The 13239-nt window shown below is 57.3% G+C and carries 11 protein-coding genes; 5 read left to right on the top strand and 6 right to left on the bottom strand.

Annotation, left to right across the window (positions count from 1 at the left end):
- Positions 1 to 386: 386 nt before the first annotated feature.
- The 4 genes from carB to C3708_RS09665 form a co-directional block, all read right to left on the bottom strand.
- Entirely contained in the window at positions 387 to 3611 is a 3225-nt protein-coding gene (gene carB, locus C3708_RS09645; RefSeq protein WP_095280726.1) for a carbamoyl-phosphate synthase large subunit, read from the bottom strand.
- Between the two features lie 18 nt (positions 3612 to 3629).
- Positions 3630 to 4763, bottom strand: a complete 1134-nt coding sequence (carA, locus tag C3708_RS09650; protein WP_103949154.1) for a glutamine-hydrolyzing carbamoyl-phosphate synthase small subunit — start codon at positions 4761 to 4763, stop codon at positions 3630 to 3632.
- A 454-nt stretch (positions 4764 to 5217) separates the two neighbouring features.
- Positions 5218 to 6039, bottom strand: a complete 822-nt coding sequence (gene dapB, locus C3708_RS09660; protein WP_095280724.1) for a 4-hydroxy-tetrahydrodipicolinate reductase — start codon at positions 6037 to 6039, stop codon at positions 5218 to 5220.
- A 133-nt stretch (positions 6040 to 6172) separates the two neighbouring features.
- Entirely contained in the window at positions 6173 to 7180 is a 1008-nt protein-coding gene (locus C3708_RS09665) for a LacI family DNA-binding transcriptional regulator (protein ID WP_095280723.1), read from the bottom strand.
- Positions 7181 to 7369: 189 nt separating this feature from the next.
- Here C3708_RS09665 and C3708_RS09670 point away from each other — a divergent pair, with 189 nt between their 5' ends.
- The 5 genes from C3708_RS09670 to C3708_RS09690 are packed head-to-tail and all read left to right on the top strand — an operon-like array spanning position 7370 to position 11665.
- Positions 7370 to 9106, top strand: coding sequence for a class I mannose-6-phosphate isomerase (locus C3708_RS09670; protein ID WP_103949155.1), 1737 nt, complete (start codon positions 7370 to 7372; stop codon positions 9104 to 9106).
- 2 nt (positions 9107 to 9108) lie between these two features.
- On the top strand, positions 9109 to 9537 hold the full coding sequence (locus tag C3708_RS09675) for a PTS sugar transporter subunit IIA (protein ID WP_103949156.1): 429 nt from the start codon (positions 9109 to 9111) through the stop codon (positions 9535 to 9537).
- 10 nt (positions 9538 to 9547) lie between these two features.
- Positions 9548 to 10042 carry a PTS sugar transporter subunit IIB gene (locus C3708_RS09680; protein ID WP_095280720.1) on the top strand — a complete coding sequence of 165 codons (495 nt, stop codon included), beginning with the start codon at positions 9548 to 9550 and terminating at the stop codon, positions 10040 to 10042.
- A 10-nt stretch (positions 10043 to 10052) separates the two neighbouring features.
- Entirely contained in the window at positions 10053 to 10850 is a 798-nt protein-coding gene (locus tag C3708_RS09685; protein ID WP_103947120.1) for a PTS sugar transporter subunit IIC, read from the top strand.
- Complete coding sequence (locus C3708_RS09690; RefSeq protein ID WP_103949157.1) at positions 10850 to 11665, top strand: PTS system mannose/fructose/sorbose family transporter subunit IID; 816 nt, start codon at positions 10850 to 10852, stop codon at positions 11663 to 11665. Before C3708_RS09685 ends, C3708_RS09690 begins: the two co-directional genes overlap by 1 nt.
- A gap of 167 nt (positions 11666 to 11832) precedes the next feature.
- Here the strand turns inward: C3708_RS09690 and C3708_RS09695 are convergent, their stop codons facing one another.
- Both C3708_RS09695 and C3708_RS09700 read right to left on the bottom strand, forming a co-directional pair.
- On the bottom strand, positions 11833 to 12603 hold the full coding sequence (locus C3708_RS09695) for a glucose-6-phosphate isomerase family protein (protein WP_095280717.1): 771 nt from the start codon (positions 12601 to 12603) through the stop codon (positions 11833 to 11835).
- Entirely contained in the window at positions 12596 to 13159 is a 564-nt protein-coding gene (locus C3708_RS09700; RefSeq protein WP_103949158.1) for a glucose-6-phosphate isomerase family protein, read from the bottom strand. The genes C3708_RS09695 and C3708_RS09700 overlap by 8 nt, the downstream gene beginning before the upstream one ends.
- Between the last annotated feature and the right edge of the window lie 80 nt (positions 13160 to 13239).

A 13239-nucleotide genomic window follows, 5' to 3' on the forward strand; every position in this document is an offset into this window, starting at 1 on the left:
CCTAACCATTTTAGGCTAACTGACTGACGGGAGATGGAAAACCAGAACACTCTGAAGAGGTACAAAGAGCTGTGTTGCCGGGTGGCGGCTACGCCTTACCCGGCCTACGAGTGGAGTATTTGGGTTTTGTAAGGCGGGTAAGCGCAGCGCCACCCGCCAGATGACCGCACGGACAAAAATTGCCGGGTGGCGGCTGCGCCTTACCCGGCCTACGAGTGGTGTATTTGGGTTTTGTAGGGCGGGTAAGCGAAGCGCCACCCGCCTGATGACCGCACGGACAAAAATTGCCGGGTGGCGGCTACGCCTTACCCGGCCTACAGGTGGAGAATTTGAGTTTTGTAGGGCGGGTAAGCGCAGCGCCACCCGCCAGATACACGCGGTGCGGCTTACTTATTAATCTGAGCGTGCATTTCCTGCACCGAAATCACCTTCTCGGTGGCATCGGCGTTCAGCGCCATCGCTGTCGCGAAACCGCCGTTCAGGGTGGTGTCGTAATGCACTTTGTACTGCAACGCGCTGCGGCGAATCAGCTTGGAGTCTTCAATCGCCTGACGACCTGCGGTGGTGTTGATGATGTAGGTGTACTCGCCATTCTTGATACGGTCCTGAATGTGCGGACGACCTTCATGCACCTTGTTGACCAGACGCGGGTTGATACCGGCTTCACCCAGCACGATAGCCGTGCCGTGGGTCGCATCCAGCTCAAAGCCTTGTTTCAAAAGTTTCGCCGCCAGGTCTACCACACGCTCTTTGTCGCCTTCGCGCACGGAGAGCAGCGCACGGCCCTGCTTTCTCATGGTTGAGCTGCTGCCGAGCTGTGCTTTGGCGAACGCTTCTGCGAAGGTACGGCCCACGCCCATGACTTCACCGGTGGAGCGCATTTCTGGCCCTAACAGCGGGTCAACGCCCGGGAATTTGTTGAACGGCAGGACTACTTCTTTCACCGAGTAGTACGGTGGAATAATTTCTTTGGTCACGCCCTGCTGGGTCAGCGTTTGACCCGCCATCACGCGCGCCGCCACTTTCGCCAGCGGAACGCCGGTCGCTTTGGAGACGAACGGTACGGTACGTGCCGCACGCGGGTTAACTTCAATCAGGTAGACTTCGTTATCTTTCACCGCGAACTGGACGTTCATCAGGCCGCGAACCTGCAGCTCGAAGGCCAGTTTCTGCACCTGCTGGCGCATCACATCCTGAATTTCCTGGCTCAGGGTGTAGGCTGGCAGAGAACATGCGGAGTCACCGGAGTGCACGCCCGCCTGCTCGATGTGCTCCATGATGCCGCCAATCAGCACCATTTCGCCATCGCAGATGGCGTCCACATCCACTTCCACCGCGTCGTCGAGGAAGCGGTCGAGCAACACTGGCGCATCGTTAGAGACGCTTACCGCGGTCTGGAAGTAGCGGCGCAGGTCTGCTTCGTCGTAGACGATTTCCATCGCACGGCCGCCCAGCACGTAGGATGGACGCACCACCAGCGGGTAGCCAATCTCTTTCGCCTTCTCAACCGCCATTTCAATCGCGGTTACAGTGGCGTTGGCCGGTTGTTTCAGCTTCAGACGGTCAACCGCCTGCTGGAAACGCTCGCGGTCTTCCGCGCGGTCAATCGCATCCGGGCTGGTGCCGATAACCGGCACACCTGCCGCTTCCAGCGCGCGCGCCAGCTTCAGCGGAGTCTGGCCGCCGTACTGCACGATAACGCCTTTTGGCTTCTCGATACGCACGATTTCCAGCACGTCTTCCAGCGTTACCGGCTCGAAGTAGAGGCGGTCAGAGGTGTCGTAGTCGGTTGATACGGTTTCCGGGTTACAGTTGACCATGATGGTCTCGTAACCGTCTTCGCGCAGCGCCAGCGAGGCGTGTACGCAGCAGTAGTCAAACTCGATGCCCTGGCCGATACGGTTCGGGCCGCCGCCGAGGACCATGATTTTATCGCGGTCGTTGGACGGATTCGCTTCACACTCGTCTTCGTACGTGGAGTACATGTAGGCGGTGTCGGTAGCGAACTCAGCCGCACAGGTGTCCACGCGTTTGTAGACCGGGTGCAGGTTGTACTGGTCGCGCAGCTTGCGGATTTCAGATTCGCGCACGCCCGCCAGTTTAGCCAGACGCGCGTCGGCGAAGCCTTTACGCTTCAGCATACGCAGGAAGTCAGCGTCGAGACCGGTGATGCCCATCTCTGCCACTTTCTCTTCCAGGCGCACCAGCTCTTCGATTTGCACCAGGAACCAGCGGTCGATGTTAGTCAGGTTGAAGACGCCGTCGACAGACAGGCCCGCGCGGAAGGCATCGGCGATATACCAGATACGCTCAGCGCCCGCGTCTTTCAGCTCGCGGCGGATTTTGGTCAGCGCTTCCGGGTCATCCAGGCTCACTTTCGGGTCGAAGCCCATCGCGCCGACTTCGAGGCCGCGCAGGGCTTTCTGCAGGGATTCCTGCTGAGTGCGACCAATCGCCATCACTTCGCCGACGGATTTCATCTGGGTGGTCAGACGGTCGTTCGCGCCCGCGAATTTCTCGAAGTTAAAGCGAGGAATTTTAGTCACGACGTAGTCGATGGACGGTTCAAACGAGGCCGGAGTACGACCGCCGGTGATGTCGTTCATCAGCTCGTCGAGGGTGTAACCCACCGCCAGTTTCGCCGCCACTTTCGCAATCGGGAAGCCTGTCGCTTTGGAGGCCAGCGCCGAGGAGCGGGATACACGCGGGTTCATTTCGATAACAATCAGGCGACCGTTTTTCGGGTTTACGGAGAACTGCACGTTGGACCCGCCGGTTTCGACGCCGATTTCACGCAGTACCGCCATCGAGGCGTTACGCATGATTTGATACTCTTTGTCGGTCAGGGTCTGAGCCGGTGCGACGGTGATGGAGTCACCGGTGTGGATACCCATCGCATCGAAGTTTTCGATAGAGCAGACGATGATGCAGTTGTCGTTTTTATCACGCACCACTTCCATCTCGTACTCTTTCCAGCCAATCAGCGACTCGTCAATCAGCAGCTCTTTGGTAGGGGAAAGATCCAGACCGCGCTCGCAAATCTCTTCGAACTCTTCGCGGTTGTAGGCGATACCGCCGCCGGTGCCGCCCATGGTGAAGCTCGGGCGGATGATGCACGGATAACCCACGTCAGCGGCAACCGCCAGCGCTTCTTCCATAGTGTGCGCGATGCCGGAGCGCGCGGTGTCGAGACCGATTTTCTTCATCGCCACGTCGAAACGGCGGCGGTCTTCGGCTTTATCAATCGCGTCGGCGGTGGCACCAATCATGGTCACGCCGAACTCAGCCAGCACGCCCTGACGTTCCAGTTCCAGCGCACAGTTCAGCGCGGTCTGGCCGCCCATCGTTGGCAGCACGGCGTCCGGACGCTCTTTTTCGATGATTTTGCGGACAACTTCCCAGTGAATCGGCTCGATGTAGGTCGCATCAGCCATTTCCGGGTCGGTCATGATGGTGGCCGGGTTAGAGTTCACCAGAATGACGCGGTAACCCTCTTCGCGCAGGGCTTTACACGCCTGTGCGCCGGAGTAGTCGAATTCGCAGGCCTGGCCGATAACGATCGGGCCAGCGCCAAGGATCAGGATGCTTTTTATATCTGTACGTTTTGGCATGTTGTTCTCGGCTCCTGATTATTTAGCGGTCTGACGGTATTGCTCGATAAGTTCGATGAAGTGATCGAACAGCGGCGCGGCATCGTGCGGGCCTGGGCTGGCTTCCGGGTGACCCTGGAAGCTGAACGCCGGTTTGTCGGTGCGATGGATACCCTGAAGGGTGTGGTCGAACAGCGACTTGTGGGTGACGCGCAGATTGGCAGGCATTGACGCCTCGTCCACCGCGAAACCGTGGTTCTGCGCGGTAATCATCACCGTGTTGTTGTCGATATCTTTCACCGGGTGGTTACCACCGTGGTGACCGAACTTCATCTTGACGGTTTTCGCACCGCTCGCCAGCGCCAGCAGCTGATGGCCGAGGCAGATGCCAAATACCGGAATATCGGTTTCGAGGAAGGTTTTAATCGCTTCAATCGCGTAATCACACGGCGCCGGGTCACCAGGGCCGTTGGAGAGGAAGATCCCGTCCGGGTTCATCTTCAGCACTTCGTCCGCAGGCGTTTTCGCCGGAACCACCGTCAGGCGGCAGCCACGGTCCACCAGCATGCGCAGGATGTTGCGCTTCGCGCCGTAGTCGTAGGCGACCACGTGGAACGGCAGCTCTTCTTCTTTCTTCGCTTCTGGCAGTTCACCCGCCAGCGTCCAGCTGTAAGCTTCCGCGGTGGTCACTTCTTTCGCCAGATCCATCCCGTTCAGGCCAGGGAAGGCTTTCGCTTTTTCCTGCGCCAGTGTCGCATCCAGGTTATCACCCGCGATGATGCAACCGTTCTGTGCGCCCTTCTCGCGCAGCAGACGGGTCAGCTTACGGGTATCGATATCGGCAATCGCCACGATGTTGTGACGCTTCAGGTAAGAAGAGAGGTCTTCGGTGTTGCGGTAGTTGCTGGCAATCAGCGGCAGGTCGCGAATAATCAGACCTTGCGCGTGGACCTGGGAGGATTCGGCATCGGCTTCGTTGGTGCCGACATTACCAATATGAGGATAAGTAAGGGTGACGATTTGGCGGGAATAGGAAGGATCAGTGAGGATTTCTTGATAACCGGTCATTGAAGTATTGAAAACGACTTCCCCAACCGCCGAACCTGTTGCCCCTATGGCCCGACCGATAAACTGGGTTCCGTCTTCCAGAACCAATAGCGCTGACTTAATCAAAACACCCTCCAGAGAATATTCACTCACTTTATCTGCATATTAATTCACAACGGCGCTATGAATCAATGCAAATTTGCTGCCAGTGGATTTTCGGCAAACGGCGGCATTCTGGGGATTTGGTGGGGTAAAGTCAACTCAAAACGGCTTTTTTGTGTATTATTTTGCAAGGCTTTGGCGTTTGGCGGCGTTTAAGCCATAAAAAGATCAACAAAATCACGTTAGAAAACGTTTGTATGCTGAGTTTAGTGGGATCTGAGTGCGAGAGGCAATAAAAACCAGACCAAATGGTCAAAATTTACAGTGCGATAACACAAAATTGAGAGAAGATGATATCTTTAATGGTGTTGGTTAATGAAACCACGCCAAAATGACAAAATAAAAGGGCAATAAAATATTGCCCTGTGCAATCAATCAATTAAGACTGCAATAACCACATCACGATGGGCAATAACACTTATAAATCGTTAAGATTAAGCACATCTCGCATATCAAAAAGACCATTATCCAGATTTTTAAGCCACAATGCGGAGCGCACTGCACCGTTAGCAAAGGTCATGCGGCTCGATGCTTTATGGGTAATCTCCACGCGCTCACCGATATCGGCGAAGATAGCCGTGTGTTCGCCGACGATGTCGCCCGCGCGCACCGTCGCAAAGCCGATGGTGCCCGGAACACGCTCTCCGGTGTGCCCTTCGCGAGAGTAGACCGCGCAGTCCTTTAAATCCTTATCAAGTGCATAAGCAATCGCTTCGCCCATCGCCAGCGCTGTACCGGACGGGGCATCCACTTTATGACGGTGGTGCGCTTCGATAATCTCGATGTCCGTGTAGTCACCCATCACTTTGGCCGCTTTCTCCAGCAGCTTGAGCATCACGTTCACGCCGACGCTGAAGTTAGCCGCAAAGACAATGGCGATGTCCTGGGACGCCTCTTTGATGGCCTGTTTGCCCGCGTCGTCAAAACCGGTGGTGCCGATGACCATGCCCTTACCGTGCTGACGGCAAAAGGCCAGATGGTGCAGCGTCCCTTCCGGGCGGGTGAAATCGATGAATACATCAAAATCGTCTTTCACCGCCTCCAGGCTGCTTTGCACAGTGACGCCCGTCTTACCCACACCTGCCAGTTCGCCCGCATCGGTTCCCAGTAATGAGGAGCCGTCGCGCTCCAGCGCCGCGCCAAGCGCAACGCCGTCTAATTGCAGCGCTGCCTGAATTAACTGACGGCCCATACGGCCACCCGCGCCCGCTATCGCGACACGCACCTGTGCATCATGCATAGTTATTCTCTTACGTTAAAAGTATGTAAATCGTTTTCAGATTAACCAGCCTGTGAAGAACCCGCTATCTTAAAACGCCGATAATTAGAATTTTATGATAAACAGGGAGCAGTATCAGTAAAAGACATGAGGATCAGCGAAAACCGCATGATTCACGCACCACCAGCGCAGGCGGTAAAATGATCCTTTTCGCTGGCTCATCGTTCCCCTGAATCCGGCTGAATAACAGCTCCCCCGCTTTACGACCAATCTCTTTGGCCGCGACCGACACCGTGGTGAGCGCGGGCTGCACCAACGCCGCTTCGGTGATGTCATCGAAGCCGACCAGCGCAAAATCCCGCCCCGGTTCGCGGCCCAGTTTGCGTAAACTCTGCATAACGCCGAGCGCCACAATATCCTGATAGCAAATGGCCGCCGTGATCTGCGGGTTCTCTTTCAGCAGCGTTTCCGCCACGCGCGCGCCGTCGCTCTGGCTGGCCTGGGAGGTGATGATCCAGTCGGGATTCGGCGCGACGCCGTACTCCAGCAGTTGGCTGGTAAAGCCGCCGATACGCTGCGCCCGCGAGCCGGAATTCTGGCTGCCGCCAATAAACGCAATCTGCCGATGCCCCATCCGCAGCAGATGTTCCGTCGCCATCTGCGTGCCGAGGAAGTTATCCGTCCCGACAAAATCGAAATCCGGGTCGTTGAGCGGACGCACCACCATGATCGCCGGAATATTGCGTCGCTTCAGACCGTCGAAAAACGCCTGCGGCGTTTCACGGGCGGCGCACAGCACCATTCCGCCGACGTTATTGCGCATCAGGGAATCGACAAATTTCTGCTGCCGCTGGGAGGACTCTTCGCTGTTCGCCAGAAACAGCATCAGGTCGTGACGCTCCATTTCGTGGCTCAGCCCCGCCGTCATCTCCCCGTAAAAGGGGTTAGTGATATCGTGCAGCAGCAGTCCCACCTGATTACTGCTGCGATTGCGCAGGTTGGCCGCCGTCTGGTTATAGACGTAGCCCGATTCATCCAGGGCTTTCAGCACCCGCTCGCGCGTCGCCTGCGAAATGCGCCCTTTGTTGCACAACACCATCGAGACCGTCGCCGTTGAGACTCCGGCCCGCTTCGCGACATCGGCCAGCGTGATTCCTGTCATAGTGACTCCTTTAAGACTTCATTCCAGATTAATCGAATAACCTATTTTTTGCATTTTTCCCTGTGAGCCTCTTCACATTCCGCCCGCTTTTTCCCCTTTCATTGCCTGGAATGGCGGGTTAATCGCGTTAACCACCCTTCTCAAACTCGGTTAATCGAATAACCTTAAGCAACGATTACGGAGGATAAAATGAGCTGCTACGAGAAATATCCCACGCTCCAGATTGAAGGCTACGACGACAGCGCCTGGCAGGGCTGGGAAGCGATAACGGCCCGGCTTGGCGCCAGAACAGGCCAGCGAACCGTTGTGGTGATTGACTGCTATCCGGGCGTTCGGCTGGCCGAGTTGGAAGAAAAACTGCTGACCGCGCTGAATCCGGTCCTTGCGATTAACGCCGAACAGGCGCGGCTCGATGAGTCGGCCCTGCATCAGCTTCTGGCGCGCAATCTCACCGATGACCGCGTCTTTGGCGTGCTCTCCTGCCACCAGCTCAGCGAGTTTATCGACCCGCAAAAGCTGGCTGCGCTGAAAGAGCAGGTGAACAACGTGGCTGAAGGGCTGGTTGTGGTTTACGGTCCCGGCGCGTCGTTAGTCCATCCGGGTGATGTGCTGGTGTATGCGGATCTGCCGCGCTGGGAAATTCAGCAGCGGATGCGCAGCGGCGAGCTGGATAACTGGGGCGCTGAGAATCAGAGCGAAGATATGCTCAGGCGCTACAAGCGCGCGTTCTTCGTCGAGTGGCGCGTCTTCGACCGCCATAAAACCCCGCTCTTAAAACGCGCCGATTTCCTGCTGGATACCACCCTTGCTGACAGCCCGGCAATGGTCACGGGTGACGCGCTGCGTGCCGGACTGAAACAGACCACGCAGCAGCCGTTTCGCGTCGTCCCCTTCTTCGACCCCGGCGTCTGGGGCGGTCAGTGGATGAAGCAAAAATTCGATCTCGATCCCTCCGCACCCAATTACGCATGGTGTTTTGACTGTGTGCCCGAGGAGAACAGCCTGTTACTGCGTTTTGGTGCGGTGCGGATCGAGATCCCCTCTCAGGATCTTGTTCTGCTTGAGCCTCGCGCGCTGTTGGGTGAAAAAGTCCACGCCCGCTTTGGCGCCGAGTTCCCGATTCGCTTCGATTTTCTCGATACCATCGGCGGGCAGAACCTCAGTTTCCAGGTACATCCGCTGACCGAGTACATCCAGCAGCAGTTTGGCATGCACTACACCCAAGATGAGAGTTATTACATTCTGGAAGCAGAGCCGGGCGCGATGGTCTATCTCGGGACCAAAACCGGCACTGAGCCGCAGGCAATGCTCGACAACCTTAGAAGCGCCGGTCGCGGTGAGCAGCCGTTTGATGATGCGCGCTTTGTGAATCAGATCCCGGCGAAGAAACACGATCATTTCCTGATCCCCGCGGGAACTGTTCACTGTTCCGGTGCCGGGACGATGGTTCTGGAGATCAGCGCCACGCCGTATATCTTCACCTTCAAACTGTGGGACTGGGGCCGCCTGGGCATGGACGGTCTGCCGCGACCAGTGCATCTGGAACACGGTGAAAAAGTGATCGACTGGCAGCGCGATACCCAGTGGGTGCATCAGTATCTGGTGAATCAGATTGAGCCAGTAGCAGAAGGAGAAGGCTGGCGGGAAGAGCGCACCGGGCTGCACGAACGCGAATTTATCGAAACGCGCCGTCACTGGTTTAGCGCCCCGGTCATTCATCACACCCACGGCGGCGTCAACGTGCTCAATCTGGTGGAAGGCACAGAAGCTGTCGTCGACAGCCCGAGCGGTGCTTTTGCTCCCTTCACCGTGCGTTACGCCGAGACCTTTATCATCCCGGCGGATGTGGGCGAATACCGCATTTCACCTTCCGAAGCCAATCCCGGCAAGCCGCTGGCCACCATTAAAGCCTGGGTAAGGGGGTAAACATGATTCGATTTATCGTCGCCACCCACGGTCCGCTGGCCAGCGCGCTGCTGCAAAGTGGGCGGATGGTCTATGGCGAGCTTCCTCAGGTTCAGGCGGTATGCCTGACCGAACAGGCCGGTATCGAAGGTTTTCGTCGCGATTTTGCTGCGGTGCTGGAGTCGGCCAGCGCACAGGCAGACGGCGTTCTGGTGCTGTGCGATATGCAGAGCGGTACGCCGTGGAACGTGGCCTGCGAAGCGGCATTTAATCCACATACTCAGCCGCCCATCGCGGTGGTTGCTGGGGTGAATTTCCCGATGCTGTTGCAAACCGACGACGTGGCGCACCTGCCCGACGTCAATATCGCGGCGGCCCGACTGATTGAACTGACCCATCCTACGTTGATTCAGGCAAAACCTGTCGTGTCAGCGCAATCAGATGACTTTTAAGGAGAATGCCATGAGTATTTCGTTTGTTCGCATTGATGACCGGGTGATCCACGGGCAGCTCATCACACGCTGGGCCAAAGAGCTGCCCTGTGACGGTATCGTCGCCATTGACGACGCCGTCGCGGCCGATCCGCTGCTCTCTTCAGTCATGAAAGGTGCCGTATCCGACACCAAAGTGTGGCTGTTCGACACTGCAACGGCCATCGAAAAACTGCCCAAAGTGATCGCCAGCGATAAGCGCTATTTCGTGATTGGCAAATCGCCCGTCACCCTGCAACGGCTTGAGCAGGCAGGCATCAGCTTAAAAAACAGCAATGGCAAAATTAACGTCGGGCCCATGAGCGCACGCGCTAACACCACCACCATCGGCCCAAATCAGTCCGTCACTACTGACGAAGCCGCCGCGTTTGAGTGGCTGACTGCTCAGGGGCATACCGTTGAGTTTCGCCTCGTGCCGGATGCCAGCTTTTACACCTGGCAGGACGCACGGCAAAAGCTGAAATAAGGAGCGCAGAATGATTATCGAAGCTTCACTCATTGGCCTGCTGTGCTATCTCGGCGCCCTCAGCAGCCCGTGGCTGTTGGGCCTAACCGGAGGCTGGTATCTGATTTCCCGTCCGCTGGTCTCCGGCATGCTGGTCGGTCTGATTCTGGGCGATGTCAAAACCGGGATCATGATCGGCGTGGCGGTGCAGGCGGTCTACATCGCGATGGTCACGCCGGGCGGTTCGATGCCCGCCGATCTGAACTTTGTCGCCTACCCCGCCATTGCGCTGGGGATTCTCTCCGGAAAAGGGCCGGAAGTGGCCGTCGCGCTGGCGGCGACCATCGGCATCGCCGGGACGATTTTGTTCAACGCGATGATGGTGCTGAACTCGTACTGGAACCACCGCGCCGATGTGGCGCTGGAGAAAGGCGATGAGCGCGGAATCTACTTCAACAGCGCTATCGGCCCGCAGGCGATGAACTTTGTCCTGCGCTTTGTGCCGACCTTTATCGCGGTCTATTTCGGCGCGCAGTACATCAGCGGCTTTATGGACAGCCTGCCAAAAATCGTGCTTTCCACCATGAACGTGCTGGGCGGGATTTTGCCTGCGGTGGGGATCGCCATTCTGCTGAAACAGATCATCAAAAATTACACCATGCTGATCTACTTCCTCGTCGGCTTTATCTGCATCGTTTTCCTGAAGCTGAACATGGTGGCGCTGGTGATCGTCGGCAGCCTGCTGGCGTTGATCCACTACAACTACAAACCGGAAGCCCCGCAGTCGGTGGCGGCACGCAGGGTTGACGACGATGAGGATGAATTCTGATGGAAGAGCGTAAATTAACCCGCAAAGATCTGCGCCGCTGCTGGCGTGCGTGGATGATGCACAACCTGTCGTCGATGAGCTTTGAGCGTCTGGAATCGTTCGGCTTCTGTCTGAGCATGCTCCCGGTGGCGAAAAAACTCTATCCGGATGCCACTCAGCGCAAGGAGATGCTTAAGCGCCATGCGTCGTTCTACAACACCGAGCCGCAGATTGGGGCGATCGTCAACGGCATGGCGCTGGGGCTGGAGGAGAAAAAAGCCAACGGCGAACCGATCGACGGCGAGACTATTAACACACTCAAAGTCGGGCTGATGGGGCCGATCGCCGGGATCGGGGATTCGATGATCCCCGGCATGCTGATCCCGATCTTGCTGAGTATCGGGATGGCGCTGGCGGCGGGCGGCAATATTCTCGGCCCGCTGTTTTATACCGTCGCGTGGCTGGCGATCATCCTTCCTGGCTCCTGGTATCTGTTTCTCAAAGGGTATCAGATGGGATCGGGATCGGTGGAGATGCTGGTCAGCAGCAAATCGACTCGCCTGCGTGAAGCCCTGTCGCTGCTGGGTGTGTTCGTCATGGGCGGCGTGGCGGCGAGCTATGTGAAGCTCGGCACCGGGCTGGAGTTCATCACCAAAGACGGCGTGAACATTCATGTACAGCAGATGCTCGACGGGATTTTCCCGCAGCTGTTGCCGCTGATTGTGGTGCTGGGGACCTGGTATCTGATGGCGAAACGCGGCGTGTCGCCGGTGAAAGCGATGGTGTTACTGCTGATTCTGGCGGCGGCGGGCGTGGCGAGCGGATTGTTTGCCTAAGGATGTTGCATCGGGTTAAAAAATGTCGGGTGGCGCTGCGCTTACCCGACCTATAACAGCTCGAACCGTAGGCCGGGTAAGGCGCAGCCGCCACCCGGCAAAAAGGTAAAGCTCGTGCGGTTTAATGCCCGGTGGCGCTTTGCTTACCGGGCCTACGTTTACACTGTTTATGGATGGAAATTCTGCCACAACTCAGCCGCTCGGTCCGGGCGGGAGATAAACTGAAAACGCGCCGGATCATCAATAAACTGCTGATAGATTGGCTCGTCGGTAATCCCAAATTCGCTATATCGACGCGGCGTAATAGTGTGTAATCGCCCCGGCTGATAGTGATGATTGTGCTGCCAGATAATATGATTTCCCTGCACCAGCGGATACCATGCCAGCCCTTTGCGCGCACGGACGGCTTCATATTCAAACCCGTATTCCCGGTCGCACCACGCGCCAAAGGTCAGTGGTTCATCGGGCGAGGCGGAGATCGTCGCGTGTCCCCATCCCGGCGGGACCAGCACTTTATCACCTGGTCCGGCGAGCACCGCGAAACAGCGCCCCGGATCGTCCTCGACCCTTTCCTGCATGTAGATAATCGCTTTCCCTTGCCAGATCTCGTACAGCTCCGGCGGTGACCAGCCGCTGTGCTGGCTTTTGCGGTGCACATGTCCCTGACTACGCACTGGCTCATCGCCCAGCGTCCCGGCAGCATAGGTCACCACGCCGAACAGCAGCATCCGTTTTTCCAGCTCCTGACGATCCGCCATCCGCGCCACGTCCATCGCGATGGCATAGACCTGCTCGGGCCCGGCGCAGTCAGGATTGCGCAGCGACAGGCGGATCTGATCCAGGGTGCGGATCTCCGGCATCGGCCCGGTGACATCATCACCGTAGCTAAACCCAAGCGGCTGATGAGTGATAGTCATGTCCAGCCCAAACTTATTCATGGCGCGCCTCCCAGCCTTCAGAGTGGTGAGCAGAGGAGAACACGCGAAGCGCAAACCCCTCTGCCAGCGCGGCGTAATCATGCCCCGCGACACTCGGCCAGACGGCGAGAGAAGAGAGGGTTGCAGGTCCGGTGTTGATCAAACGGTGCGCGGTGAAGGGAGGAATAATATGCACTGAGCCTGGCGCGACGCGCTCCAGCCGTGCATTCCCCTGCTCCGACTGGAGCAACAGCAAACCTTCGCCACAGAGACCAAAGTAGACTTCACCCTGCTCTCTCTGCTTATGAAAATGCCCGCGCGTCATAAAAAATTCGTCGCCGATTTTCCCGGCATTGAGGTGGGTAACGCCGACATACAGCGCCCCTGCGTCTGCCGGGGAGTCGAGCATTTCAACGTGATAAACGACGTCAAGCGGATCGCGTTTCTGATAAGCGAGCACGTCGCTGAACACGCCATTAAGATCGCCCACGCGCGTGGCTTTATGAATAACAGAACCATTGGCGAACGCGACGCTGGCCCATGCCACATGCGGTGGCAGGATAAGATCAGGAATCATAGTTGGTCTCCGGCCCAAGGAGAACTGCATCACCAGCCTATCAGATTAAACGATTAACCTAATGTCAGGAGGGAGGAACT

The sequence above is a fragment of the Lelliottia sp. 7254-16 genome (genome assembly GCF_002922995.1).
Lineage (GTDB): Bacteria > Pseudomonadota > Gammaproteobacteria > Enterobacterales > Enterobacteriaceae > Enterobacter > Enterobacter jeotgali.